We start from the raw sequence: 24,747 nt of genomic DNA, 5'->3' as shown, positions 1-24,747 counted from the left end.
AAGATCTAGGCTGAATAATTGCATTTAAAAACCATGCAGGACAATTTTTCCTTTGGTCGTGCCACTTTCGATTTGTTGGTGTACACGTTTTAGGTTTTCGGCATTGATTGGCGAAAGTACCTGACTCACTGTGGTTTTAATCTTTCCTTCATCAACTAAGCTTGCAACTTGATTCAAAAGTTGGCTCTGTTGGATCATATCTTCAGTCTGGTACATAGAGCGTGTGAACATAAACTCCCAGTGAACCGAAACAGACTTTGATTTAAAGGGCTTAATGTCGAGTTGCTCTGGGTCATCAATTAAACCGAAATGGCCTTGTGCTGCGATCAGTTCTGCAATATCAGCGAGGTGCTGATCGGTTTGCGTGGTTGAAAATACATATACAGGCGCATTTAAGCCAAGCTGTTGAATTTGTGGAGCTAAAGCTTGGCGATGGTCTAGGACATAATCAGCACCCAACTGTTTTACCCATTCAGACGTTTCTGGTCGAGATGCGGTACTGATAACGGTTAAATTGGTTAATTGTTTGAGCAATTGAATGGTGATTGAACCCACCCCTCCAGCACCGCCAATGACAAGGATCGAAGTGTTCTCAGCCGCAGCTCGAGGAACTTGTAATCGATCAAACAGCATTTCCCATGCGGTAATTGCGGTTAAAGGTAGTGCTGCTGCTTCGCTAGCATCGAGTGACTTGGGTTTATGTCCGACAATACGCTCGTCAACCAATTGTAATTCACTATTACTGCCTTGTCGGTTGAGTGCACCTGCATACCAGACGTGGTCACCAATTTTAAATTGAGTGACGTGTTCGCCAATCGCCTCAACGACACCCACTGCATCCCAGCCCAGAATTTTCCATTGCTGATCTTCTGCACTTTTATTGTTCCGAATTTTGGTATCGACTGGATTGACCGAAACAGCTTGCACACGAACGAGTAAATCATGTCCATGTGCAATAGGTGAGTCGATCTCAATGTCTACAAGCGCATTGTCTAAACGAATTGCACCTGCCTTTTGATATGCCACAGCTTTCATGGTTTTGCTTCCACTTGATTGGAATCTCAGCATAACTTAAGCTTAATTTTAGTGACTACAGACAAATAACGCTCATAGTGTCAAAAAGGATACTGTAAAATGGCAAAAATGCGACATTCGAGTTTTGATTGTTCCCCAGGCTGTTCAGTCGAAGCCGCGATCAGTTTGATTGATGGAAAATGGAAATGTGTCATTCTCTGGCATTTATTTAATGAAGGCACCTTACGATTTAATGAAATTCGTAAGCGTGTACCGAGTATTACCCAGAGAATGCTGACCAATCAGCTACGCGAATTAGAACAAGATGGCATTTTGCATCGAGAGGTCTATCCGCAAGTTCCTCCAAAAGTTGAATATTGTTTAACTGATTTAGGTCGTAGTCTGGAACAGATTATTGTTGCATTAAAGAATTGGGGTGATGCACATCTTGATCAATTCGGAAAATTAACCCTGATCGAATAAAGTAAGCGCGTTAAAAGCATTTGGCATTTTAGGTGTTCGATAGTCTGAAAATAGAGGCTTTAAAGGGTACTGTTGAATACAAGATTATTTTTTACGTTGTAACTTGCCTTTTGGATTCAACTTATGTAACGCTAATAAAAGAAAGTTTTGGACTACTTTATGAGTAATATTGGAATTTGGATCACGGTTGCGATTGTACTGTTTGTACTTGGCTCGATTTTTGGCTTGCGTGTCAGTCCACGAGAAAAGGCATTGGGTATGATGCGTGATCAGGCGCGCAAAATGGGATTGCATCCGCGTTTAATCGTTGCGCCAGAATGGACCAAGATTCCAATGGCATCGGAAAAACGTGCCAGTATGGTGGCTTATTACAGTGTGCTGATTCCAGATGCTCGTTTGGCGTTAATGCGCGCGCGGGTGGTAGATGGCAAGCTTCAGGTTGTGCAAGGGGATCAGAAATTTAATGATTTAACCATTGCATTAAAAGGAGTTTATGCTATTGATATGCAGGCAAACTGTGTCGGACTGTATTGGGATGAAGAAACTGACCTAAGAGCCACACAGCTTGAACAGATAAAAACTTATTTACATGATTTAGCACAGCGCTAACTCTCTGATTGATCATAGGAAAAACGATTTATTATGGCGAATACTCCACGCTCTGCTTCAGAAAGCACAGCAGCTTCCGCATCTGCTGCAAAGAAACGTGCCTTAGTGATTGTGGAGTCGCCTGCAAAAGCGAAAACAATTAATAAATATTTAGGTTCACAATATGTGGTGAAGTCATCTGTCGGTCATGTGCGTGATTTACCGACAGGAGGCGGGGCGAAATCCACTGAAAAGAAGCCCGCAACCCGTGCCAAATTAACGGACCAACAGAAAGCCGAAAAAGCACAGTCTGCACTGATCAATCGTATGGGTGTCGATCCAGAGCATGATTGGATTGCACACTATGAAGTACTCCCAGGCAAAGAACATGTGGTTGCCGAACTAAAAAAACTCGCCAAAGATGCAGATGCTATCTATCTCGCAACGGATTTGGATAGAGAAGGGGAAGCAATTGCTTGGCATTTAAGAGAAGTAATTGGCGGGGATGATAGTCGCTACCATCGTGTGGTCTTTAACGAAATTACCAAGAATGCCATTCAAGAAGCATTTAAACAGCCAACACGACTTGATTTAAACCGTGTTAATGCTCAACAGGCGCGTCGTTTCCTCGACCGTGTGGTGGGCTTTATGGTGTCGCCATTACTATGGGAAAAGATTGCCCGTGGTTTATCGGCAGGTCGCGTGCAGTCAGTTGCTGTGAAACTGGTGGTTGAACGCGAACGTGAAATCCGTGCATTTATTCCAGAAGAATACTGGCAAGTTTTTGCAGATACCATTTCCAAGAAAGAAGACATTCGCCTAGAAGCGGTTAAGCAAGCAGGTAAAACACTTAAACTTAAAAATAAAGCCGAAACTGATGCCTTACTCAGCGTATTAAAAGATGCTGAATATAAAGTTGCACTACGCGAAGATAAACCAACTAAAGTTAATCCGAGCGCTCCGTATATCACTTCAACCTTACAACAAGCAGCGAGTACGCGTTTAGGTTTCTCTGTAAAGAAAACCATGATGCTGGCGCAGCGTTTGTATGAAGGTGGTTTTATTACCTATATGCGTACAGACTCAACCTTTTTGAGTGATGACGCTGTGAATATGGTGCGTAACCATATTCAACAAAATTTTGGTGAAAAATATGTCCCTGCCAAGCCAAATCGCTATGGCAATAAAGCGGGTGCGCAAGAAGCCCACGAAGCAATCCGTCCATCCGATGTTGGTTTGACTGGCGATAAACTGGCGGGCGTAGAGCGTGATGCACAGCGTTTATATGATTTGATTTGGCGTCAATTTGTTGCCTGTCAAATGACACCAGCAGAATATTTATCTTCGACCTTGACTGTTGAAGCGTCAAATGTTGAGTTAAAGGCGAAAGGCCGTACGCTGGTATTTGATGGTTTTACCCGTGTTCGTGGTGCCAATAAATCTGATGATGATATTTTATTGCCTGCGGTGAAAGTTGGCGAAGTACTTAAGTTAGAAAAACTTGATCCGAGTCAGCATTTTACCAAGCCACCTGCACGCTTTACCGAAGCGTCTTTGGTGAAAGAATTAGAGAAGAAAGGGATTGGTCGTCCATCGACTTATGCTGCGATTATTTCAACTATTCAAGAACGTGGTTATGTAAAACTGGAAAACCGCCGTCTCTTTGCAGAGAAGATGGGAGAGATTGTTACAGACCGTTTGGATGAAAGTTTTAATAACCTGATGAATTATGCCTTTACCGCAGATTTAGAAGGTCAATTAGACCGTGTTGCAATGGGTGAGCGTAACTGGAAAGAGTTACTGGATACTTTCTATGGTGATTTTAAGAAACGTTTGACCAATGCACAGGGTGAAAGCGGCATGCGCCGTAATCAGCCAGTCGAAGTTGCCGATGTCTCTTGTCCTGAATGTTCGCGTCCAATGCAAGTTCGTACCGGAACAACGGGTGTATTCTTGGGATGTTCAGGTTATAACCTGCCACCGAAAGAGCGTTGTAAAGGCACACTCAACTTAACACCAGTCGAGTCTTTGGCGGCATTGTCGGATGATGATGGTGCTGAAACAGCAGATTTGATGTCGAAACACCGTTGTCCTAAATGCGGTACAGCAATGGACAGCTATGTGGTCGATGGTGGTCGTAAATTGCATGTTTGTGGTAATAACCCAGATTGTGATGGTTACGAAGTCGAAGAAGGCGAATTCAAGATCAAGGGCTATGATGGTCCAACCATTCCATGTGATAAATGTGATGGTGAAATGCAGTTAAAGACAGGTCGTTTTGGACCTTACTTTGCCTGCTCAAGTTGTGACAATACCCGTAAAGTATTAAAGAGCGGTCAACCAGCGCCACCGCGTGTTGATCCAATTAAAATGGAACACTTACGTTCAGCCAAGCATGATGATTTCTTCGTGTTACGTGATGGTGCAGCAGGTCTGTTCTTAGCAGCCAGCAAATTCCCGAAAATTCGTGAAACGCGCGCACCGAAAGTGGCTGAATTACGCAGTGTGGCTGAGCAGCTTGATCCGAAATACCAGTTCTTGTTAGAAGCTCCGGATGTCGATCCTGAAGGCAATCCAACGGTAGTGAAATTCAGCCGTAAGAACCAAGCACAGTATGTAGGTTCTGAGACTGCTGAAGGCAAGCAAACCAAGTGGAGTCTGGTTTTCCAAGACGGAAAATGGGTAGAAGCTTAAACATTCAAGTTTAAAAAAATGCTAGCGATTGCTGGCATTTTTTATAGCATAAAGAAAAACAATAATGACTTTTGGCTAGGGAAGAAGTTCATGTGGAAAAACATCCGAGTTGCATGTTTATTGCTGGTATTGTTAATTGTTGCGATCAATGCTTATCGTGATCAAAATCAGGATTGGAATCAGCCGATTAATGTGCTGTTGCATCCGATTAATGCCGATGGGTTGCCTACAACACAGCAGTATATTCAACAATTGCAGCAAGATGATTTTGCTGAGGTGAAGCAGTATCTAGAAAAAAATAGCCAGCAATATCGAGGGCAAAACAGCTACTTTATGGTTCAAATCGGACGGGAATTGCAACAATCACCACCGAAGATGTCTGAACAGCCGAGTATTCTGAATAATATTCTGTGGAGTCTAAAATTTCGTTTTTATGCATGGAAGCAGCATCAATCCTCAGATGGTTCACCGAGTTTAACTCTATATCTGAATTTCTATGACCCGAAGCAAACACGTGAGTTAAAACACTCGACTGCCTTGGAGCGCGGACGCATTGGTTCGGTCAATTTATTTGCATCAGCAAAACAGGCAGAACAGAACAATGTGGTATTGGTACATGAGTTATTGCATGGTTTTGGCGCGACCGATAAATATAACTTAGCCAATGGTGAACCTATTTTTCCGATTGGCTATGCACAGGCAGATAAACAGCCGCTCTATCCACAAACTGAAGCTGAAATTATGGGAGGACGTATTCCTCTATCGGAACACAAAAGTAAAATGCCAAACGATTTAGAGCAGACGGTAATCAGTGTACTTACTGCCCAAGAAATAGGCTGGATCAAATAAATTGTGGATAAGTTTCGACTTATCCAGAGATGGCCGTTGGTGATTAGAATCATGGCCTAGATAGAGAATGACCGAATAAAATATGAGTTTTCCTGACATTAAATCATTAATTATCAACATGCCTTATACAGAACTGAGCGGAAAATTCGCTCAAAATGTAGATATAACATTGATGATAAAAGAGTAAATAATGATGAAAACAGTGGGTAACGATCTGATTCGCAATCAGCTACACGCTGATCGTAAATGGTATCTGTTATTGGGCGTGTTATTGGTTATTTTTGGTCTTGTTCTTTTAGCAGCTTTACCATTTGCAACATTATCTGCCGTGTTGTTGTTCGGTGTGTTGATGATGTTGGGTGGTATCTTGCATTTTGTTGCCGCATTTATGGTGTTTAAAGGGGGTACACGTTGGTTGTGGGCCTTGTTTGGTGCGCTGTATTTGGCAGCGGGTTACTTTGCTTTTACTACGCCTGTGATTACCGCGGTGGTGCTCACCAGTTTCTTGGCGATTGCATTAATTATTGCGGGGATTATTCGTAGCGTAAATGCCTTTATTCTACGACCAATTTCAGGCTGGGGGTGGGTACTCTTTTCTGGCATATTAACCTTGCTCACAGGTATTCTCATTCTTTCATCACCTGATTCACCGTTCTGGGTCTTAGGGATGTTCCTTGCGATTGATATTTTGTTCCAAGGGATTAATTATTTAACTTTTGCTGGTGCAATTAAACAGTTACCACATAGCTCAACCACAGTTTAAGCGATCAAGTTAAAACTAAGAGCATGTAATACACATGCTCTTTTTGTTTTTGTAGCAGAAAACATCTCGACTGCTTTAGTCTGTTAAAATAGCAGTTCATTTCTAACTGACCAATTGTATGACGCTTGCCAAGCTAATTGATGAACTGAATCCACAACAAAAACAAGCAGCCACAACGACAGCACAAAATTGTCTAGTCTTGGCAGGAGCTGGTTGTGGTAAAACCAAAACCATCGTGGCAAGAGCAGCATACTTAATTGATCAGGGTTTAGCTGCACAACAAATTCAGATTCTGACCTTTACCCGACGTTCAGCAAGTGAGATCGTAACGCGTGTTGAACAGCATATGGGTGTACAGGCCAAGGGTTTACGTGCATCAACCTTTCATACATTTTGTATGTATCTATTGCGCCGTAATCCACGTGCTTTTGGGCTGAGCCAATTCAGTATTATTGATCGAGATGATCAGTTGCTGATGTTTCGCTTATTGCGTGGTAAAGATAAGGGCAATGTGTTGCCGAAAGCTGTGGAGTTGTGCGATCTGTATTCTTATGCACGGAATACCAAAACCAAATTGTCAGATGCATTGGTTGAGCAGCTACCCCAAGCGGTTGAGTATAAAGCTCAAATTGCTGAATTGATGAAAGCCTATGAGCAACGCAAACAAGAGCGTAATTTTCTGGATTATGATGACATCCTATCTATTGTTGCCGTGCATTTGCAAAGTTCACCAGAGCTAGTGCAATGGGTCACTGGTTTTTGTTCCGCCTTATTGGTTGATGAAATGCAGGATACCAATCCGCTGCAATGGGCTTTGCTTCAGCCTTTAGTTGGCAAGGTGAAACTATTTTGCGTAGGGGATGATGCACAGTCGATCTATGGTTTTCGTGGCGCAGATTTTGAAAATATCCATCATTTTAAAGAACGTGTACCCGATGCTGAAGTACTGACTTTGGAAATGAATTATCGTTCGACCCAAGGTATTTTAAATCTATCCAATTGGCTGCTGGAGCAGAGCCAAATTGAATATGACAAGCATCTACAGGCTTATCGGGGCAAAGGTTTAAAGCCACAACTGCATATCTTGAGCAATGAGTTTGAAGAAGCCAACTGGATTATTCAGGATTTGAGTCGCCGTCATATGCAAGGTGCGGCATGGGCAGAACATATGGTGTTGCTGCGCTCAGGTTTTAGTGGGCGTTATTTGGAAGGTGCTTTGATTGCAGCCAATATCCCTTATCGTTTTGTTGGTGGGGTAAAACTGCTTGAGTCTGCACATGTTAAAGACGTATTGAGCTTACTTCGGGTCAGTGTTAACCCACAAGATGATTTAGCCTGGATGCGTTTCCTGACGCTTTGGGATGGCGTGGGCGATGTGGGTGCTAGTAAATTGGCGCAAGAGCTGATTCAACTGCCTGATATCGAAGCCCGTTGCCAACGTTTAGAGCGGCATGGAAAAGTACCACAACAGGCGATTTTAATTTTGATGCAACTGGATGTATTGCAACAGCATGTTGAAGCTTGTATTGGCCTCGCACTGGATGCGCTAAATGAACAGCTAGAAAATAATTATAAAACGAAAGATTGGTCACGCCGCGTTAAAGACTTTGATTTGGTCAAGCAATTGGCACGTAAACACAGTGCTCTTGGGGAGTTCTTAGAGGAATATGTACTTGATCCAATTTCTATCTCAGAAATTGATAAAACGCCTGACCAAGATTTAGTGACGCTGATTACCATCCATTCAGCTAAGGGTGCTGAACAAAAAGTCTGTTATGTCCCACATGTTTCTCCGAATCAATATCCTCATGCACGCGCACAAGGCGATTTTGATGATGTGGAGGAGGAGCGTCGTGTGCTGTATGTGGCCTTAACACGAGCAGAAGATGAATTGATTTTGACCAAACAGAATTTAAATTTATGGTCACAAGATCAATATGATGAGCTAGGAAGAAAAATAGAAAGTTACTTCCTCAATGATTTACCTCAACATTTAGTCGATGTTCAGATTCATCGAGATATTCCACGTGGCTATGGTCAAAGCAATCGTTCTCGTGCTACCACAATCAATTTAGGTTTTGGGATTGATTTCGATTAAACTAGGCAGATTCAATTTCTTTTGATTCATTGATTCTACAATGAATCATCTTTTAGGTTTTAGCATGAAAATTTTAGTTCGTAATTTAGACCGTAATGTGACTGATGCGGAAATTCTCGACTTATTCAAAGCATATGGAAAAGTTGAGTCTTGTATCGTGGTCAAAGACGAAGCAACGGGGAAATCGAAAGGTTTTGGTTTTGTTGAAATGCCAAATCCACGTGAGGCGATTAAAGCAATTAAAGGTTTAAACACCTTGAAAGTAAAAAGCCAAGGCATTCGTGTCAAAGCTGCGGATGATAAAGCTTAATTATCAATGTTAAAGCAATATACTGCTTTATCAATTGTTGCACCAAATGCTGAGCGAATAGCGAAGAAAATAAAAACTCTTGAAGTTCGCTCATGGCAACCTGAAATGTTGCCATTGAAAGATTTGATAATTGTAGAGAATCAAAACTTTCTTTTGAGTGATGGGGATAAAGAGGTTGGTTTTGCAGTTGCATTGGTGGATATTGAATCAGTGCATCCATGGCGATCTGATGAAGTTGACGCAGCTTGTGCAACGTATTGGGCTGAAGGATATTTTGCTTGGGTTATTGGTAATATTCGTCCGATTGATCCACCGATTCAAATCATTGCCAAACGAAAACTCTATCTGCTTGAGTTGGACATTGGATAACTTATATCCTACCGTTATTTACCCCAAGTTGAACCCCAGCCCTGACAAGGGTTCGAAAAATATTGATAGATATTAATCATTTCTTGCTGGTCGATCAGACCATTGTGATTAAGATCTAAGGCTTTAAAGATTTTTATTCTTTTGGAATCAATTGTGAGGACCTGTTTTTGCCAAGCAACGGGTTGGCCTCGTAAATGGATCAGTTTTTTCCATTCATTTTGATCGATCATTTGATCATGGTTTACATCATAATCTGCATAGAGCTTTTCCCAGTCTAATCCTGCTGGCTCACAGCTATAGGTGGTTGGGATGACCATACAGCATATTAAGCTCAGTATGGCTTGTTGAATATGACGCATGGGTAGGCTCAAAAGATATTGATTTTATCATTAAAGCATTTAATCTTAGGTAGGGTCTATTGATATTTCAGCTGTATCCCTGAGCAAGAGTAAAGCACTGCTTTGATCGCAGCTCAATCAGCGTTATTGCTCGTAAGGTGTAATCTCAATAGTCCCTAAACCAAGCGAAAGGATCTTGAAGGAAAATATTATGTCCCGTGTTGCTCGTTATCATGCAGATCGTACCAATCAAAAACTGTATTTTGCTCGTCTTGCATGTCAACAAGCGGAGCAAACTGAGCATGTTCAGCAGGCACAGGCTTATCGCGAAGCTGCGGTTTTCCATTTGCATGGTGCACTTTTAGCTTTCTTGCAGGAACTGGTGCGTTATTACCGTCTCAATGATTTACAGCCGACCTTTAAATCGATTGAAGAGCATATGGCAGATAAAGGGCAGGTTTCACCTGAGGTTCTAGTTTTGCAGCAATTGGCTAAAGATGGTTTTGTGGCAGAATTAAAGCGTGCGTACCGTATGTGTCAATATGCGCCTGAGCCAACAGCACCTGAACCTGAAAATGAGACGTCCTCAAATCTGATCATCAAGGTCACTCAAAGCCCGCAGGCTTGGTTGCCCGATGCCAAAATTTTACGTGAGTGGCATCGTGAATTGAGTCATTTAATTGATGGTTTCCGTAATGAAATGGTTGAGTTCTAAGTCGAATGTTTAAAGCGACTTGAAATCTATGCCAACAGTACTTATATAAATAAGACGTGAGCGCAAAATACTTTGCCACCATGTTGAAGCATGGAGAAAATTTATGTCAATGCAACAGTTAAAAGAATTATTTGGTAATCAAGAAGCAGTTCTTGAGTTGGTCCAACTCGAGGGTGGTGAGCTGGCTTTGCGCAATGCGGGTTCTGAAAATGAGCCTTTAGTTAAGATACAGTTTAGTGATGAGGTCAAAGCCATACTTGGCGATCAAACAGCAACTGTCGCACAGCACATGATTCAAGCGGCTTTGTTTGGTCTGTTAGAAAAGCAGATGAATGAGTGGCAGGCCGAAGTCGTCGATGAGCAACCTCAACACTTGAGTTAATCTCACAAAATAAAAAAGCGTACTTTAAGTACGCTTTTTTATTTTTGAACATATTTAGTGGGCTTCGGATTGATGCGCCAGTTCGATTTGACTGAGAATATGATGGCTCATATTTTTTGCCATTTCTTCTTTGGCATAGAACACTTCACCAATATTTTCTTCGCGTATCACCACAGCTTCTTCTTTACTCTCTGCGCAAATAAGGACCTGAATTTCAGGATTTAGCTGTTTTGAAATGTCCACGATACGATGAATATCTAAAATATCCATTGGTGAAATGACTAACAAACGGGCATGTTGAATATGTGCCTGAATCAATACATTGGGTTCAGTCGCTTCACCACTGACCGCCGCAATGCCTTGGCTACGTAGTTTTTCAACAATTTCACGATTTTCTTCAGCAATCACCACTTTGATGTTTTGCTCCATCAGGTTTTCACTGATACGACGGCCGACACCACCATAGCCAATAATCACCACCTGATCGCGTAGATAAGCTTGATCTACCTCATCTGGCAACATTGCCAGTGGGTCACCACTACGTTCTAACATACGGGCCAAATGCGAGCGCTCACGAATCCAGCGTTGCACAGGCTCAATCGCAGAGAACACAAACGAGTTTAAGGTAATCGAGAACAGTGCCCCTGCAAGAATCAGGTTTTGTGCATCAGGTGTGAGTAAACCGAGGGATAAGCCAAGTGTCGCCAAGATGAAGGAGAACTCACCAATTTGCGCCAAACTTGCACCTACCGTTAAGGCGGTATTAATTGGATAGCGGAAGAATAGCACCAGAGCCATAGCAGCTAAGGTCTTACCCACCATGATAATGGCAACAACAGCTAAAATACGTAACGGCTCTTCAACCAAAATACTTGGATCGAACAGCATGCCGACAGAAACGAAAAATAGAATCGAGAAGATTTCACGTAAGGGGAGAGTTTCTTCTTCCGCGCGGTGACTAAAGTCAGATTCTTTTACCACCATACCCGCAAAGAATGCGCCAAGTGCCATTGATACGCCAAATATGGCATAAGAGCCATAAGCAATGGATACTGCAGCAGCCACAACAGTCAGTGTGAACAGTTCACGAGAACCTAAACGTGCGACAAACTGCATAATCATTGGCACAAGACGTTTACCAATAATCAGCATGAATGCAATAAAGCCTGTGACTTTAAGTAGAGTAATGCCGATGGTAATCCAGATGCTTTGCGACGTATCTGTCCCAGGTAATGCTTGTCCACCGAGTAATACTGCGGTTGCAGGTAAAAGTACCAAGGCCAAGACCATCACAAGGTCTTCAACCAAAAGCCAACCTACGGCAATTTTTCCGTTCACTGAGTCCAGTAAGCCGCGATCTCCCAAAGCCTTGAGTAATACCACAGTACTCGCACAAGATAGGCTTAAACCGAAGATCAGTGCTGAACCAAAGCTCCAGCCCCAAAACATGGAGACAGCAATACCAAGCAAGGTTGCCACGGCGATCTGCAAAATTGCACCGGGTAAGGCAATACGGCGAACTTGCAGTAAATCTTTGAGGGAGAAATGCATCCCCACACCGAACATCAAAAACATCACCCCAAGTTCGGCAAGCTGATTGGCAAGTTGAATATCACCAACCACGCCAGGCGTATTTGGACTAATAATAATGCCTGCAACTAAATAGCCAATTAAAGGAGGGAGGCGTAGACGTGCTGCGATATAGCCAAAAATAAGGGCCATACCAAAACCAACAGCAAGTAATATAATTAAATCAACATCATGTGGCATCGAGACTCCTTAATCGTTGCGGTTAAGGTAGAAATAAGTGAGCATAAAACATGCCAAGAAAACAGCGAATAAAGTGTAACAAGTAAAATCGAATTTGTTGATGACAATTTTTTTAATTATCAAAAAAAATCATGTAAGTCATTTATGCATTTCATTTAATCAAAATACATTTTTTAGGCAAAAAAAACGACTTCAAATGAAGTCGTTTTTTTAAAGAACTAAAATTATTTAATTTTAGCTTCTTTGAAAATTACGTGTTGACGGATTTTTGGATCAAATTTTTTGATTTCCATTTTTTCCGGCATAGTACGTTTGTTCTTAGTAGTGGTATAGAAATAACCTGTACCAGCTGTAGAAACGAGGCGAATCTTATCACGCATTGTTCAGACTCCTTAAATCTTTTGACCTTGAGCACGGAGATCAGCAACAACTTTCTCAATACCCAATTTATCAATAATACGCATACCTTTAGTGGTTAGACGAAGACGTACAAAACGCTTTTCGCTTTCTAACCAAAAACGGTGGTGGTGCAGGTTCGGCTCGAACCGGCGTTTGGTTTTGTTGTTTGCGTGCGATACGTTGTTACCAACGATTGGACGCTTGCCGGTAACTTGGCAAACCTTAGACATGGTGAACTCCATTGCTAGTTTATACAGCACCGTTTCGTGCAACTAGCCATTCAAGTAAACGGATGAAATCATTCAAGGGGCGTTTTATACCAAAAATACGATTAAAAGACAAGCGAATTTGGTAAAAACAAGACATGATCTAGTGTGATAGCTCATGCCTTAACCAAGTGAGGGTTTGTTGATATGTCAACAGCCCCTTTCTAACGAAATAGTGTTTTTAAAAGCAGCTTATGCGTTGCTTTATTATAAGGTGGCAGGATGAATTTTAAACTGTAAAGTTTAGGGCTCACTGGATTGGACATCATTGAGCGTTCATGTGAGAAGCTAAAGAAGCCTTCTTTACCATGATATTTGCCCATACCTGATGCACCAATGCCGCCAAACGGCAGGTCATCCTGCGCCACGTGGGTAAGAACTTGGTTGATCCCAAAATGCCCTGAATGGGTACGTCCTGCGACATAATCAGCACGTGCACTATCGATATCGAAGTAATAGAAAGCCAATGGACGTGGACGACTATTAATAAACTGAAGCGCATCATCGATATGGTCGTATTCTAAAATAGGCAGAATTGGACCAAAGATCTCATTCTTCATAATTTCCATTTCAGTGGTCACGCCCGTTAATAAGGTCGGCGCAATTTTACGAACTTCAGTTAAAGACTCATTCTTGGCATTTAGTTCAACAATCGTTGCACCTTGGTCACGAGCATCCTCCAAGTAACCTTGCAGGCGATTATATTGTTTGTCATTCACAATAGAGGTGTAATCTTTATTGTCACGCAAGCTTGGATACATTGTGGTCACAAAGTCATTGTAGTGCTTGGTGAACTCTGCTGTTTTACCTTTAGGCAGGAACATATAGTCTGGCGCAACACAAGTTTGACCTGCATTCCATAGCTTACCCACGGCAATACGTTGTGCCACATCACGAATATTCATGGCTGAATGGACCAGTGCAGGCGATTTTCCGCCAAGCTCTAAAATCACTGGAACAAGATTCTCTGCTGCCGCTGCCATCACAGTTTTACCGACAGAGGTTGAGCCTGTGAAGATCATTTTATCAAAAGCGAGATGACTGAATGCATCTGAAATAACGCCACCACCATTCACGACAGCAACCAATTCTTGTGGGAATGCTTCAGAAAGGGCATTTTCAAGCACATAACCAAAATTTGAAGAAGCACTCGAAATTTTGATCATGGTATGGTTACCAGCAGCCAAAGCACAGATCAATGGGCCGACTGAAAGTAATAAAGGGTAGTTCCATGGTGCAATCACCCCGATTACACCCAATGGTTGATATTCTACCCAGCCTTTTGCTGGTTGGTGTAACATGCTGATATGGCGTTTAGATGGTTTCATCCATTCAGTTAAGTTCTTGCTATAGTATTTGATATGTTCTAAACAAGTCAGAACTTCGCCAATTTTGGTTTCCATAATGGCACGGTTGCCATAATCTTGACTAATTGCGTTAGCAAATTGATCTTGATACTTTATCAAGATGTTTTTAAGTCGAGCTAAGCGTTCAATACGTTCTTTGGCGCTTGGCACAGGATGGCGTTGGTAAGCTGCTTTTTGCTGCTCAAGCAAATCATGTAGCCGTTTCACATCAACATGAGGTGTCATAGCGGTTGTTTTTGTTTGACTGTTCATAGGAGTGGACCAAAAGAAAGCTTATTATTTTTTAATTTTTAGAGTAAATACTCTAAAGTGTCAAGTCGCTTTATAGGTTTGTTTTATAACCTATTGATTATGTTATAGATGGTTAAAATCAATGTCGCACGCTAAACCGAATAAAACAAAAGATCGAATTCTGCAAATCAGTTTGCAGTTGTTTAATGAGCGTGGAGAGCGTTCGGTCACAACCAACCACATCGCGGCTGAACTCGGGATTAGCCCAGGCAACTTGTATTATCATTTCCGCAACAAACAGGAAATTATTAAAGAACTGGCACAGCAATATCAGGCTGAAACCTTGGAAATGTTGGCCTTGCCAACGGATCGTCCATTGAATGCCAATGATAAAATTAGCTATTTTCAAGTACTCAGCAATCAGTTGTGGGCCTATCGTTTTATCCATCGTGATGTCTATCATCTGGTCGAAAATAATGAAGACTTCCGAAAAATCTATCCACGTTTTGCTGGGCAGGTGATGCAGCAGGGGCAAAAAATCTATCGTGCCTTCGTGGATGCAGGTTTGATGAAGATGACCGATTCAGAAATTGAAGCCTTGATCATCAACTTGTGGATTGTACTGACTAACTGGACCAACTTCTTATATATGTCAGGTCATATCAGCGATAACAATCGTCTGGAAGAAAAGTGGGTTTGGCAAGCATTGCGCCAAATGGTGTTCTTAGAAGGCCCATATTTAATGGGTGAAAGTCGCCAAACCTATGAACAGTTACTGAAATCACTTGGACCATCGGACTTGTTCGCGAGTTTGTCTAATCTTAAAAATGATGATGAATAGATCGTCAGCAGCTATTTAGTCAATAGCAAAAAAGGGTTAGAATGCTCGGCTTGATTTTAATTTGATTCGAATAAGTGATATTAACCAAATGAACACGACTACAGCCCACACAGCGCGATTACTGATTACTTGTGAAGACAAGCCGGGGATCGTGCAAGCCGTATCGAGCTTTTTGTATCATCAGGGAGCAAACATTACCGCACTTGATCAGTACGCAACAGAAGCTCAAGGCGGGCGTTATTTCATGCGTGTTGAGTTTGAGATTGATCATTTGCAATCTCGTAAAGAAGCGTTGATGCAGACCTTTGCTGCCAATGTTGCTGAACGTTATGAGATGCAATGGAAGCTTACTTTTGTTGGTGAGTTGAAAAAGGTTGGTATTCTAGTTTCTAAAGTAGACCATGCTTTATTGGAATTGTTATGGCGCCATGCACGTGGTTCATTACCATGTGAAATTACCCAAGTCATCTCAAACCATCCAGATTTACGTGAATCGGTTGAAAACTTTGGTATCCCATTCCATGTTGTACCCGTCAATAAAGACAATAAAGTTGAAGCGTATTCTCAAATTGATGAAATGATGCAGGGCAATGATCTATTGATCTTGGCGCGTTATATGCAGATTTTGAGTGAAGACTTTGTTGCTAAGTGGGAAATGAAGATCATCAACATTCATCATTCTTTCCTACCTGCTTTCGTGGGTGCAAATCCATACAAGCAAGCCTATGAGAAAGGGGTGAAGCTGATTGGTGCAACTGCGCATTATGTGACAGCTGATCTTGATCAAGGCCCAATCATCGAGCAAGATGTTGAGCGTGTGAGCCACGATTATAACGTTGAGCAATTGCGTGAGTTGGGTGAAGATGTTGAACGTAATGTCTTGGCGCGCGCAGTTAAATGGCACTTGGAAGACCGTATTATTGTAGATGGCAATAAGACCGTGGTTTTCTAATAAATTGCTAGGTTACAGTATGTAAAGAGAACATGCCGAAAGGCATGTTTTTTTATGTCTATTTTTCAATGGCTAGCAAATATACAAGAAAAAACAGTTGCAAATGAAAACACTTCTCATTTATTATTACGGCACTTTCATTGTTCTATCCGATGAGTGAAATCGTTTTTTTGAAAGCGTCACCATCTATTAGGTACTTAGATTCCTATGAGTCAATCTCCTGCTACATTCAACACGCCACACCCGATGAAAAAGAAAATCATCGCTGCCTTAGTTGCAGTTGTGATTGGACATGTAGGAGTTCTGTGGGCGGTGAGCCACATGAAAACGATTGAGTTAAGACCAATCGAGAAAGAACCGCTTAAGCTGAAGTTCGTTAAGATTAAAGAACCACCTAAACCGGAACCACCGAAACCAAAAGAACAGCCAAAACCTGAACCTAAAAAAGAAGTGAAGGAAGTTAAGGTCGTTGAAAAACCTTTGCCTCCACCGAAAAAGATTGAAAAGGTTCAACAGGTTAAAGAAGCACCAAAACCTGTTCTTCAAAAAACTGAACAAAAGATTGAACCTAAAGTTGAGACCAAAGTCGTTACCACAGTTACTGAAAAAGTAGTTGAAAAACCACAACCCGTTCAGGAAGTAACGAAACCTCAACCTGCTGCTGATCCATCACCAAAACGTGTATCGATTGGCGGTTCAGGGGTTCAGTGGAGTCGCTCACCGAAATTATCTGTTACAGCAAAAGATTTAGATAACCAAACACGCTCAGTGATGGTACTGATTGAAGCTGATGAGAAAGGTAAAATTACCAATGCACGTATTACACGTAGTAGTGGTATACCAAATCTCGATGAAAAAGTTTTACGTGCTGTAAGAAGTGCGAAATTTAAACCGTATATGGAAAATGGTGTTGCTTACCCGATTCGAGCAGAGCAGCCGTTTGATCTTAGTCCTTAATAAATTTGAGTCCTTGCGACAGATTAAATCAGGAGTTCGTATATGAACTTTTCAGTTTATTGGCAACATGCAGATGCAGTAAGTAAAACACTGTATTTCATCCTTTTAGCAATGTCGATTGCGACGTGGACTATTTTCATTCTGCGCCTATTAGGAACACGCCAACTAAAACAACAAGCTTATACTCAACTTGTTCAAGCTTTGGCTACGCTTAAATCAAAGTTACAGCCATTATCGTTTGAACAACGTAAAGCTGTTGCTGAGCAAGCATTGCTTCGCCAAATCTCTGCTGAAAAATCTCAAGCAGAAAAAGGTGTATCAGTTCTTGGAACGATTGCTTCACTTGCACCGTTTGTGGGTTTATTCGGTACAGTATGGGGGATTTTCCACGCACTTGTTGCTGTTGGTAAAAGTGGTCAAGCTGGTTTAGCTCAAGTTGCAACACCAGTGGGTGAGGCACTAATCATGACTGGTCTTGGTCTTGCAGTGGCGATTCCAGCGGTGATGGCGTATAACATCTGTGTACGTTTCAATCGTGGCTTGGCGCATGATTTACAAGATCAAGCGCATAGCTTGTTAATCGATACCATGTTGCAGCAAGAAACAGCGGCAAAAACAGAAACTAAAGCGACTCAACAAAGTTTAGTTGGAGGTCAAGCTTAAAATGGGCTTTCAATTGGGTGAAGACCACGACAGTGGCATGAATGAGATGAATCTCATTCCTCTGATCGACATTATGTTGGTATTGATGATTATCTTTTTAGTCACAGCAACGGTTGCTAACCCATCAATTCCATTAAGTTTACCAAAAACCACTGCTGAAATTGTAGATCCACCACCAAAAGCGATCACCATTAGTATTAATGACAAAGGTGAAGTGGCTTGGGATGCGCAGATTATTAGCTTAGAAGAGCTAGAGAAGCGTTTCCAAGAGGCGGGACAGGCACAGACAAAACCGACGGTGCAGTTACGTGCAGATAAAGAATCAAAATACGATACGGTTGCACAAGTGATGTCTCGTGCCAGTGAAGCAGGCTTAAGTGATATCGCATTTGTAAGTGAAAACTAAAACAACGTGTTAGAAAGAAAAAAGCAACTCTGAGAGTTGCTTTTTTTATGCCTAGTCAGTTTTGAGCAGGTCGAGATATTTAGCACGTAATTTAGACAGCTTCGGAGGAATACTAAAGTTGCAATAACCTTGTGATGGATTACGGGCAAAGAAATTCTGGTGATATTCCTCAGCAGGGTAGAACGTCGGTACCGGACTGAGTTCAGTCACAATATTCAGCCCTTCATCTTCCAGATCATGAATAGTCTGTTCGGCTTGCTGCTTTTGTTCATCATTAAAATAATAAATAACAGAGCGATATTGCGTGCCAATATCATTACCTTGGCGATTTAAAGTGGTTGGATCATGCGTCGTAAAAAAGACATTCAGTAGTTGTGAATAGCTGATCTGCTGTTCATCAAAATCAATCAGCACAACCTCTGCGTGTTGAGTATTGCCTTGGCAGACCTGTTCATAGGTTGGGTTTTGGCTAATCCCACCTGCATAACCACTCACGACTTTTTCTACACCTTTAAGCTGTAGAAAAACCGCTTCTACACACCAAAAACATCCACCACCTACGAGCGCTTGTTGCATGAGACTCCCCAATTTTTAATTTTAAGAATGCTACTAAAGTAAACGAAGTATTGAAAAAGTAAAAGCCCGTGTTCGAAACGAGCTTTTACTTTTTTGTGATCTACAAATTACGGAAGAGGCTGAATCACGGTGACGAAGCTAACCAGTACTTTGCCTGATGCATCCATAAATTTAAGCTCATGGCCTTTCAGCTCGTAATTGGTTGTGCTTGCCAAAGCATTGCTATATTGGCGTGAAAGCGCGCTATTATCTTTACCGATACACGCCATCATGGTTGAAGCAATCGGACCTAAGCGTAAGATCGCACCTTGGCTTTCAAAGCTGCCTTGAATCTGGTTACAACCATCTGCACCGAAGAAGCGTTTGCCTTTCGCATCAAATTGAATCGCAGGGCGCTTGCCAGAAAGATCATTGCTTTTGATCTCTACACCATTGATCTGTGTAGCGATCCAGTTACGGTTATACAGTCCGATACTTTCTTTTTGAGATGCATTCGGTGAGGTCTGGAGAGATTCTGTAGTTGCACAACCCGTCATTGCTACGGCAACTGCCAAAGTACAAGAAGCTAAAAAAGGCTTTAACATAAGATTTTAAATCCGAATCATTGTGTTTCTATGCCCGCTATTAAAATAAAACAACGTGGAGCTGAGCAGGATATTCGGTATCCTTTTGTAAATGTTCAGATGTTTTTAATGAAATTAGTGGAAAAATCACTCAGTTTTAGGAAGCCCTGTACGAATGACATCCGAAAAATATTCACTGCTTTGGTTGGGTTGTTGTTCATATTGCTCAGCACGTGGATTGATATGCGCCAAGCGATACCATTCTTTCATGCTGTAATTTTGATTGAGCGCTTTCAAATCGTAGAGGTAATTGGGTAAATAACCTGAGGCTAATAAGCGGTAGTCTTTGGGTAAACGTTGCGGATTAATCGCTTGAACCATATCAAATACCAGTGTGGTACAGTTACTGGTAAGCGTGTTGTACCATTTGGCTTCTGCACGGAGTTCATCAGCTTTGTGTAGATACTCAATAAATAGGGCTTTACGTTCAGGTGCAGGCATTTTGACTGGGAATAAATAGACTTGCTCATGACGAATATTGCTGCGCGTATAGATCAAATCTTTTTCATCTGAAGCAACTAAGCTCAGTTCATATTTACGGAAAAAGCCACCAATCGCAGAAAAGTCTTCGCCTTTTTCCTTACGAATTTCAATAGAAAATACGAGTGGCTTTTGATCTGCAAAATCGAAACTGACCAGCGTATGCGCAATTTGTGGGCCCATCCAATAAGAAGTGATGACATTGATGCCCGTAATTTTATTCAGATCAATGCTACGGTCTTCCCAGCGAATGTCATAGCTGCCATCAGCATGCCAATCGAAATTTCGGACATTGTGAAGCTGTACAATATCTCCATTCTTTTCGTAATGGAGTTGTTCAGCGACTTCTGGGTTCCAGTCACGATCCTGTCTTGCATCCAGAGAAAAATACCAAGCTAAGGAGCAGGCAAATGCAACACAATAAATAATGATATCAGTGCGGCGGCTAAAAAGATGACCGCTGACATAAACGCCAATTAGGCTAAGTGCAAATAAAACCCATAGCACAATTGCAGCGCGGCTAAAAAAGCTGCCTAAGGGTTGCTGAATCCATAATGCCAGACAGAGCCAGACACTTGAAAGGATCACGCACAAGGTAAACAGACCGTGTAAAAGCCCGATGCCTAAAGCGATGAAAAACTCACGTGATCCAATATTGTGCATGGCAAGCGCGATCCATTTTTATTTTTGGTAGGTCGCAAACTCAAAAGTAACCCCTGATTTCTCATCAGTATGCTGTTCCGAGTTTACTTTGCGAAAGTCGTCAGAGATTTTTGGGTAATGCGCATCGCCTTGAACATCGAGATCAACGTGAGTTAATTCTAAACGATCAGCAATGGCGAGTGTTTGGGTAAAAATCTCTCCACCCCCAATGATAAATAAGGATGCTTTTTCAGCGTGTTGTGCATCTGTAAGTGCGCCATTAAGTGCCTCTTCGATACTGTGTGCGACTTTAACCCCTTCAAAATGCCATTCAGGGTCACGGGTAATGACCCAATTAACACGATTTGGTAGGGTACGGCCCATCGATTCTAGGGTTTTACGCCCCATAATCACCACACCACCTTGGGTAATAGCTTTAAAGTGTTTTAGGTCAGCAGAAATATGCCACGGCAAAGCATTGCCTTTACCGATACAGTGATTTTTATCCATTGCAACTACGTGGACAACTTCAGTGCCTTGCCATGCCATTTTATATGCTCTCTAATAATCGATTTAAACTGCGACGGGTGCTTTAATTGCTGGGTGTGATTCATACCCTACAATTTCAATATCTTCAAATTTAAAGTCGAAAATATCAGTGATCTCAGGATTTAGTTTTAATTGACACAGCGGTAGCGGCTCACGGCTAAGCTGTAATTGTGCCTGTTCAAAGTGATTGGCATATAAATGCGTATCTCCGCCTGTCCAGACAAAATCACCTACGCCTAAACCACAGACCTGAGCAATCATATGTGTAAGTAGGGCATAGCTGGCAATATTAAACGGGACACCTAAAAACACATCGGCACTGCGTTGATACAACTGGCATGACAGCTTGTTGTCTTGTACAAAAAATTGGAACAGAGTATGGCAAGGTGGTAATGCAACTTTGCCTGCTTCATTTGGATTCCAACCTGACACAATCAAACGACGTGAATTCGGATTGGTTTTAATTTCATTGATCAACCATTTGATCTGGTCAAAGCCATCCTGCTGATAGCTACCATCTTCATTTTGGGTTGCGCCAAAGTTACGCCATTGGTGACCATAAACTGGACCAAGCTCACTTTCAGGGCGGCCAAAACGAGCTGTTTGTTCTGCAGTTGCCCACTCATCCCAAATCGAAACTTTATTGTCTTTGAGGTATTGAACGTTGGTATCACCTTTAAGGAACCAAAGTAATTCAATGGCAATAGAGCGAAAATGGACTTTCTTGGTGGTGAGCAGCGGAAAGCCTTTAGAAAGATCAAAGCGCATCTGATGACCAAATACAGAACGTGTACCTGTGCCAGTACGGTCGCCTTTGTCGCCGCCATTGTCGAGGATATGTTGTAAAAGGTCTAAGTAAGTGCGCATCGTGATTCCTAATCGCAAATTTTTATCGGGCTAATCTTATCAGAATTTATATGATAAATAATGTGGCAATTAAGCGTCATTAACTGTCGTAGTGCAGACTTTGTTCTCTATCCTAGTTTAGCTGCTTGTTTTATATTAAGTTCTATAAATAAGTACATGGACAAGCAACAAAATGAATCTTCAACCAGAAAATTTACCGAATACTTTACATCCATACCTAGAAAAAATTTCAGCAACGATTTTGCCAACTGTAACTTTACAGCTCAGTTCAAACGACGCCTTGACGGTATGGCAAAGTAAGATTGGGGGAGAACCGTATTTACCTTTGGATACCGCGTATCCTGTCGATTCGAATGGCAATCCGTTGGCTTTGTTGGCACAGTTTAATTTTGCTGAAATTCCAAGCTTACCCAATTTTCCAGACAAGGGGATTTTGCAGTTTTATATTGCAGCTGATGATTTGTATGGAATGAATTTCGACGACCAACAACAGCAATCTGGTTTTAAGGTCTTATATTTTGAGCAGGTCATTGAAGATGCTTCACAATTAAAACAAGACTTCTCTGAAGTTCAGTTAGGTGAAGATGATTATTTGCCATTTACGGGGCAATACGTGATTGAATTTAGCCTGACTTCTCAGCCGATTAGCCTTGAGGATTTTACTTTTGGAAAGAAAGTCTTGGGTGTTGATGAGCTTTACGATTTTGAAGATCAATTTGAAGGTGGCGATTTCGAAGATGATTTTATTGAACCCTACAATGAGTTGGTTTCCGCAACAGGCCATCGCTTAGGGGGATATCCTTATTTTACCCAGACAGATCCACGCCACTATAACGAAAAGGTGCAAGATTATATTTTACTTTTCCAACTGGATACTGATGATGCAGAAAACGAGATTATGTGGGGTGATTCCGGCGTAGGGAATTTCTTTATTCATCCAGAAGATTTAAAGAAGAGAGACTTTTCTAAAGTGCTATATAACTGGGATTGTTGTTAAATAAAAAAAGCGGATGAGTTTTCATCCGCTTTTTTCTAGGTTTTAAATCTTATTCAGTAACAAAAGTAACTTTGCCATCTTCTAAAGATTTAACACGCGCTAAGGACTCAACGCGGTAGCCTTTTTCAAGCAATACGTCACGGCCCGGTTGGAATGATTTTTCAATCACGATACCAACACCAACAACTTCAGCTTTTGCTTGATGAATTAAGTCAATTAGACCTAACGCAGCTTGACCATTTGCCAAGAAGTCATCGATCACAAGTGCTTTGTCAGTTGAACTAAGGTGCTTGTTTGAAATCGCAATAGTACTTTCAGTTTGTTTGGTGAACGAGAACACTTTAGAACGGTAAAGGTCGTCTTTCAATGTTAATGACTGGTATTTACGTGCAAAAATAACAGGAACACCAAGTTCTAAACCTGCCATGATTGCAGGTGCGATACCTGAAGCCTCGATGGTAATAATTTTAGTAATACCAGCATCTTTAAAGCGAGCGGCAAACTCTTTACCAATCAGTTGCATTAACACCGGATCGATTTGGTGGTTTAAGAAAGCATCAACTTTCAAAACCTGATCAGATAGAACGATACCTTCATTTAAGATTTTCTGTTCTAAAGCGTACACGGGAGAATCCTCTAAACGGATGCTTATTCAAGCAAAGGCATATTTTAAAAAGCATCTAAAAAAATGCAAGCCAAAATTGACCAGATGCTTAGTTTGTTTTACCTGAATAACCCGTTAATAGTAGGCCATATGATGATTTTCCATCATTATGTGCCATTTTTACTGGTAAGTAATCCAATTTCGGAGCTAACCAGAACACAGTATTACGCTCAGGTTTATCGTGCTGCATGACGACTTTAATGGTATTAAATGTGCCATAAGGGGTTTTGATACTTTCGTTGCCTTGTTTCACAAAACGACGTTCATCCAATGCCTTTGCATCTGCAATTAGATATTTGGTTTTGAGTGAATTGTTTTTTAAATCCTCACGAATTTGCAATTCAGCATTGAGTTCATCCAATGCACCTGCTTGCCATGCAAATGAGTTAGAGGTTTTATCTTTTTGGGTATTCACAACTTTACTGTTTGGGTTGAAGTCGATACTCATGGTGTTGTTGTGAATCAAAACTTTGCTGCTACGGCTAAATTTTTGTGAGCTAATCTTATTGTCAGCAAAGCTAAATTGACTGGTTTCAGATGCAGATGCGATCGCACCAGCTTTGGCATTGAATTTGTACGTCCAGTTATTGCCTTGCTGTGAAAGGGTACGTGTGGCAGAGCCTAAGTTTTTATTGTTGTAGCTAAACTGATAGCTCGCCTGAAAAGGTGCCATTGCCAGCGCATGACTAGATAAGCTTACACTTAGAAGCGTCGCCGACGTAATGCCTAGAACTTTCAATAATTGCTTTGTCATAACACTATATCCTTTGAGTGATGCAATCAGTCATCACTCATTTATCTTTACCATTTAAAGCTATTATGCTTGTAGATTATGAAGAAAAGATCAGGCTTTTTATGAGGTACTTGTTAATTTTTCGTATAAATCATGAAGAT

At 41.5% G+C, this 24,747-nt stretch carries 29 protein-coding genes; 16 read left to right on the top strand and 13 right to left on the bottom strand.

All coding sequences use genetic code 11. The features are described from left to right. Positions 1-24: 24 nt before the first annotated feature. Positions 25-1,035: a zinc-binding alcohol dehydrogenase family protein gene (locus GBI66_RS06155; protein WP_151715507.1), complete on the bottom strand. Its 1,011-nt coding sequence runs from the start codon at positions 1,033-1,035 to the stop codon at positions 25-27. Positions 1,036-1,134: 99 nt separating this feature from the next. On the opposite strand from GBI66_RS06155, the gene GBI66_RS06150 reads away from it, so the two are divergent. The 8 genes from GBI66_RS06150 to GBI66_RS06115 all read left to right on the top strand — a co-directional run bounded on the left by GBI66_RS06150 (position 1,135) and on the right by GBI66_RS06115 (position 9,168). Next, entirely contained in the window at positions 1,135-1,497 is a 363-nt protein-coding gene (locus GBI66_RS06150; protein ID WP_005192219.1) for a helix-turn-helix domain-containing protein, read from the top strand. A gap of 159 nt (positions 1,498-1,656) precedes the next feature. Next, positions 1,657-2,106 carry a hypothetical protein gene (locus GBI66_RS06145; RefSeq protein ID WP_005192222.1) on the top strand — a complete coding sequence of 150 codons (450 nt, stop codon included), beginning with the start codon at positions 1,657-1,659 and terminating at the stop codon, positions 2,104-2,106. A gap of 33 nt (positions 2,107-2,139) precedes the next feature. Further along, a complete protein-coding gene (gene topA / locus GBI66_RS06140) occupies positions 2,140-4,779 on the top strand; it encodes a type I DNA topoisomerase (RefSeq protein WP_016164983.1) in 2,640 nt (879 codons plus the stop codon). Between the two features lie 90 nt (positions 4,780-4,869). Then, entirely contained in the window at positions 4,870-5,628 is a 759-nt protein-coding gene (locus GBI66_RS06135) for a hypothetical protein (protein ID WP_151715506.1), read from the top strand. A 190-nt stretch (positions 5,629-5,818) separates the two neighbouring features. After that, on the top strand, positions 5,819-6,391 hold the full coding sequence (locus tag GBI66_RS06130; RefSeq protein WP_151715505.1) for an HdeD family acid-resistance protein: 573 nt from the start codon (positions 5,819-5,821) through the stop codon (positions 6,389-6,391). A 118-nt stretch (positions 6,392-6,509) separates the two neighbouring features. Further along, positions 6,510-8,489 carry an ATP-dependent helicase gene (locus GBI66_RS06125; protein ID WP_151715504.1) on the top strand — a complete coding sequence of 660 codons (1,980 nt, stop codon included), beginning with the start codon at positions 6,510-6,512 and terminating at the stop codon, positions 8,487-8,489. A gap of 64 nt (positions 8,490-8,553) precedes the next feature. Then, positions 8,554-8,799 (top strand): RNA-binding protein, encoded by a 246-nt coding sequence (locus GBI66_RS06120; protein WP_033133287.1) that lies wholly within the window; start codon positions 8,554-8,556, stop codon positions 8,797-8,799. A 6-nt stretch (positions 8,800-8,805) separates the two neighbouring features. Next, a complete protein-coding gene (locus GBI66_RS06115; protein WP_151715503.1) occupies positions 8,806-9,168 on the top strand; it encodes an ASCH domain-containing protein in 363 nt (120 codons plus the stop codon). Between the two features lie 14 nt (positions 9,169-9,182). Here GBI66_RS06115 and GBI66_RS06110 read toward each other — a convergent pair whose 3' ends face one another. Then, a complete protein-coding gene (locus tag GBI66_RS06110) occupies positions 9,183-9,527 on the bottom strand; it encodes an EF-hand domain-containing protein (protein ID WP_151715502.1) in 345 nt (114 codons plus the stop codon). A 190-nt stretch (positions 9,528-9,717) separates the two neighbouring features. On the opposite strand from GBI66_RS06110, the gene GBI66_RS06105 reads away from it, so the two are divergent. Together GBI66_RS06105 and GBI66_RS06100 are read left to right on the top strand one after the other, a co-directional pair. Beyond that, positions 9,718-10,221: a DUF6586 family protein gene (locus GBI66_RS06105; RefSeq protein WP_151715501.1), complete on the top strand. Its 504-nt coding sequence runs from the start codon at positions 9,718-9,720 to the stop codon at positions 10,219-10,221. A gap of 103 nt (positions 10,222-10,324) precedes the next feature. After that, complete coding sequence (locus GBI66_RS06100) at positions 10,325-10,603, top strand: hypothetical protein (protein WP_004802556.1); 279 nt, start codon at positions 10,325-10,327, stop codon at positions 10,601-10,603. 54 nt (positions 10,604-10,657) lie between these two features. Here GBI66_RS06100 and GBI66_RS06095 read toward each other — a convergent pair whose 3' ends face one another. The 4 genes from GBI66_RS06095 to GBI66_RS06080 all read right to left on the bottom strand — a co-directional run bounded on the left by GBI66_RS06095 (position 10,658) and on the right by GBI66_RS06080 (position 14,657). Beyond that, on the bottom strand, positions 10,658-12,373 hold the full coding sequence (locus tag GBI66_RS06095) for a cation:proton antiporter (protein ID WP_151715500.1): 1,716 nt from the start codon (positions 12,371-12,373) through the stop codon (positions 10,658-10,660). Between the two features lie 224 nt (positions 12,374-12,597). Further along, the gene (gene rpmG / locus GBI66_RS06090; protein WP_003654787.1) at positions 12,598-12,753 is read right to left on the bottom strand and encodes a 50S ribosomal protein L33; all 156 of its coding nucleotides are present in this window, start codon (positions 12,751-12,753) and stop codon (positions 12,598-12,600) included. 12 nt (positions 12,754-12,765) lie between these two features. After that, entirely contained in the window at positions 12,766-13,002 is a 237-nt protein-coding gene (gene rpmB, locus GBI66_RS06085; RefSeq protein ID WP_004649871.1) for a 50S ribosomal protein L28, read from the bottom strand. Between the two features lie 200 nt (positions 13,003-13,202). Beyond that, positions 13,203-14,657: a coniferyl aldehyde dehydrogenase gene (locus tag GBI66_RS06080; protein WP_151715499.1), complete on the bottom strand. Its 1,455-nt coding sequence runs from the start codon at positions 14,655-14,657 to the stop codon at positions 13,203-13,205. Positions 14,658-14,778: 121 nt separating this feature from the next. Here GBI66_RS06080 and GBI66_RS06075 point away from each other — a divergent pair, with 121 nt between their 5' ends. The 5 genes from GBI66_RS06075 (at position 14,779) to GBI66_RS06055 (ending at position 18,455) form a co-directional block, all read left to right on the top strand. Then, positions 14,779-15,477, top strand: coding sequence for a TetR/AcrR family transcriptional regulator (locus tag GBI66_RS06075; protein ID WP_004655980.1), 699 nt, complete (start codon positions 14,779-14,781; stop codon positions 15,475-15,477). Positions 15,478-15,565: 88 nt separating this feature from the next. Then, positions 15,566-16,429, top strand: a complete 864-nt coding sequence (gene purU / locus GBI66_RS06070; RefSeq protein WP_151715498.1) for a formyltetrahydrofolate deformylase — start codon at positions 15,566-15,568, stop codon at positions 16,427-16,429. A 207-nt stretch (positions 16,430-16,636) separates the two neighbouring features. Further along, entirely contained in the window at positions 16,637-17,386 is a 750-nt protein-coding gene (locus GBI66_RS06065; protein WP_151715497.1) for an energy transducer TonB, read from the top strand. Positions 17,387-17,428: 42 nt separating this feature from the next. Further along, positions 17,429-18,049, top strand: a complete 621-nt coding sequence (locus tag GBI66_RS06060) for a MotA/TolQ/ExbB proton channel family protein (RefSeq protein ID WP_004655971.1) — start codon at positions 17,429-17,431, stop codon at positions 18,047-18,049. Between the two features lies 1 nt (position 18,050). Beyond that, positions 18,051-18,455 carry a biopolymer transporter ExbD gene (locus GBI66_RS06055; RefSeq protein ID WP_005192251.1) on the top strand — a complete coding sequence of 135 codons (405 nt, stop codon included), beginning with the start codon at positions 18,051-18,053 and terminating at the stop codon, positions 18,453-18,455. A 51-nt stretch (positions 18,456-18,506) separates the two neighbouring features. Here GBI66_RS06055 and msrA read toward each other — a convergent pair whose 3' ends face one another. From msrA to thyA, 5 genes are all read right to left on the bottom strand, one after another. Next, positions 18,507-19,031, bottom strand: a complete 525-nt coding sequence (msrA, locus tag GBI66_RS06050) for a peptide-methionine (S)-S-oxide reductase MsrA (RefSeq protein WP_151715496.1) — start codon at positions 19,029-19,031, stop codon at positions 18,507-18,509. A gap of 107 nt (positions 19,032-19,138) precedes the next feature. Continuing rightward, positions 19,139-19,615, bottom strand: coding sequence for an META domain-containing protein (locus GBI66_RS06045; RefSeq protein ID WP_005192255.1), 477 nt, complete (start codon positions 19,613-19,615; stop codon positions 19,139-19,141). 126 nt (positions 19,616-19,741) lie between these two features. Further along, positions 19,742-20,797, bottom strand: coding sequence for a DUF4105 domain-containing protein (locus GBI66_RS06040; RefSeq protein ID WP_151715495.1), 1,056 nt, complete (start codon positions 20,795-20,797; stop codon positions 19,742-19,744). A gap of 18 nt (positions 20,798-20,815) precedes the next feature. Beyond that, positions 20,816-21,325: a dihydrofolate reductase gene (locus tag GBI66_RS06035; RefSeq protein WP_151715494.1), complete on the bottom strand. Its 510-nt coding sequence runs from the start codon at positions 21,323-21,325 to the stop codon at positions 20,816-20,818. 24 nt (positions 21,326-21,349) lie between these two features. Continuing rightward, on the bottom strand, positions 21,350-22,192 hold the full coding sequence (gene thyA, locus GBI66_RS06030) for a thymidylate synthase (RefSeq protein ID WP_005192259.1): 843 nt from the start codon (positions 22,190-22,192) through the stop codon (positions 21,350-21,352). 172 nt (positions 22,193-22,364) lie between these two features. On the opposite strand from thyA, the gene GBI66_RS06025 reads away from it, so the two are divergent. After that, positions 22,365-23,189, top strand: a complete 825-nt coding sequence (locus GBI66_RS06025; RefSeq protein WP_151715493.1) for a YwqG family protein — start codon at positions 22,365-22,367, stop codon at positions 23,187-23,189. 49 nt (positions 23,190-23,238) lie between these two features. On the opposite strand, the gene GBI66_RS06020 is transcribed toward GBI66_RS06025, so the two are convergent. Both GBI66_RS06020 and GBI66_RS06015 read right to left on the bottom strand, forming a co-directional pair. Beyond that, positions 23,239-23,814, bottom strand: a complete 576-nt coding sequence (locus GBI66_RS06020) for a xanthine phosphoribosyltransferase (RefSeq protein ID WP_151715492.1) — start codon at positions 23,812-23,814, stop codon at positions 23,239-23,241. A gap of 88 nt (positions 23,815-23,902) precedes the next feature. Next, on the bottom strand, positions 23,903-24,607 hold the full coding sequence (locus tag GBI66_RS06015; protein WP_005192263.1) for a DUF3108 domain-containing protein: 705 nt from the start codon (positions 24,605-24,607) through the stop codon (positions 23,903-23,905). Positions 24,608-24,747: the final 140 nt, after the last annotated feature.

Source organism: Acinetobacter sp. TUM15071 (genome assembly GCF_008980925.1).
GTDB lineage: Bacteria > Pseudomonadota > Gammaproteobacteria > Pseudomonadales > Moraxellaceae > Acinetobacter > Acinetobacter dispersus.
Note: the sequence above shows the minus strand (reverse complement) of the source record. Positions and strands in the feature narration are given on the sequence as shown.

Bases quoted from the DNA above. Each gene is read 5' to 3' on its own strand.
- msrA (WP_151715496.1), bottom strand. From the start codon at position 19,031: ATGCAACAAGCGCTCGTAGGTGGTGGATGTTTTTGGTGTGTAGAAGCG.
- GBI66_RS06100 (WP_004802556.1), top strand. From the start codon at position 10,325: ATGTCAATGCAACAGTTAAAAGAATTATTTGGTAATCAAGAAGCAGTT.
- GBI66_RS06015 (WP_005192263.1), bottom strand. From the start codon at position 24,607: ATGACAAAGCAATTATTGAAAGTTCTAGGCATTACGTCGGCGACGCTT.
- GBI66_RS06120 (WP_033133287.1), top strand. From the start codon at position 8,554: ATGAAAATTTTAGTTCGTAATTTAGACCGTAATGTGACTGATGCGGAA.
- GBI66_RS06065 (WP_151715497.1), top strand. From the start codon at position 16,637: ATGAGTCAATCTCCTGCTACATTCAACACGCCACACCCGATGAAAAAG.
- GBI66_RS06115 (WP_151715503.1), top strand. From the start codon at position 8,806: ATGTTAAAGCAATATACTGCTTTATCAATTGTTGCACCAAATGCTGAG.
- GBI66_RS06025 (WP_151715493.1), top strand. From the start codon at position 22,365: ATGAATCTTCAACCAGAAAATTTACCGAATACTTTACATCCATACCTA.
- GBI66_RS06060 (WP_004655971.1), top strand. From the start codon at position 17,429: ATGAACTTTTCAGTTTATTGGCAACATGCAGATGCAGTAAGTAAAACA.
- GBI66_RS06080 (WP_151715499.1), bottom strand. From the start codon at position 14,657: ATGAACAGTCAAACAAAAACAACCGCTATGACACCTCATGTTGATGTG.
- GBI66_RS06040 (WP_151715495.1), bottom strand. From the start codon at position 20,797: ATGCACAATATTGGATCACGTGAGTTTTTCATCGCTTTAGGCATCGGG.
- thyA (WP_005192259.1), bottom strand. From the start codon at position 22,192: ATGCGCACTTACTTAGACCTTTTACAACATATCCTCGACAATGGCGGC.
- GBI66_RS06150 (WP_005192219.1), top strand. From the start codon at position 1,135: ATGGCAAAAATGCGACATTCGAGTTTTGATTGTTCCCCAGGCTGTTCA.
- GBI66_RS06110 (WP_151715502.1), bottom strand. From the start codon at position 9,527: ATGCGTCATATTCAACAAGCCATACTGAGCTTAATATGCTGTATGGTC.
- GBI66_RS06075 (WP_004655980.1), top strand. From the start codon at position 14,779: ATGTCGCACGCTAAACCGAATAAAACAAAAGATCGAATTCTGCAAATC.
- GBI66_RS06130 (WP_151715505.1), top strand. From the start codon at position 5,819: ATGATGAAAACAGTGGGTAACGATCTGATTCGCAATCAGCTACACGCT.
- topA (WP_016164983.1), top strand. From the start codon at position 2,140: ATGGCGAATACTCCACGCTCTGCTTCAGAAAGCACAGCAGCTTCCGCA.
- rpmG (WP_003654787.1), bottom strand. From the start codon at position 12,753: ATGCGTGATAAGATTCGCCTCGTTTCTACAGCTGGTACAGGTTATTTC.
- GBI66_RS06055 (WP_005192251.1), top strand. From the start codon at position 18,051: ATGGGCTTTCAATTGGGTGAAGACCACGACAGTGGCATGAATGAGATG.
- rpmB (WP_004649871.1), bottom strand. From the start codon at position 13,002: ATGTCTAAGGTTTGCCAAGTTACCGGCAAGCGTCCAATCGTTGGTAAC.
- GBI66_RS06035 (WP_151715494.1), bottom strand. From the start codon at position 21,325: ATGGCATGGCAAGGCACTGAAGTTGTCCACGTAGTTGCAATGGATAAA.
- GBI66_RS06145 (WP_005192222.1), top strand. From the start codon at position 1,657: ATGAGTAATATTGGAATTTGGATCACGGTTGCGATTGTACTGTTTGTA.
- GBI66_RS06135 (WP_151715506.1), top strand. From the start codon at position 4,870: ATGTGGAAAAACATCCGAGTTGCATGTTTATTGCTGGTATTGTTAATT.
- GBI66_RS06095 (WP_151715500.1), bottom strand. From the start codon at position 12,373: ATGCCACATGATGTTGATTTAATTATATTACTTGCTGTTGGTTTTGGT.
- GBI66_RS06045 (WP_005192255.1), bottom strand. From the start codon at position 19,615: ATGTTAAAGCCTTTTTTAGCTTCTTGTACTTTGGCAGTTGCCGTAGCA.
- GBI66_RS06155 (WP_151715507.1), bottom strand. From the start codon at position 1,035: ATGAAAGCTGTGGCATATCAAAAGGCAGGTGCAATTCGTTTAGACAAT.
- GBI66_RS06125 (WP_151715504.1), top strand. From the start codon at position 6,510: ATGACGCTTGCCAAGCTAATTGATGAACTGAATCCACAACAAAAACAA.
- purU (WP_151715498.1), top strand. From the start codon at position 15,566: ATGAACACGACTACAGCCCACACAGCGCGATTACTGATTACTTGTGAA.
- GBI66_RS06105 (WP_151715501.1), top strand. From the start codon at position 9,718: ATGTCCCGTGTTGCTCGTTATCATGCAGATCGTACCAATCAAAAACTG.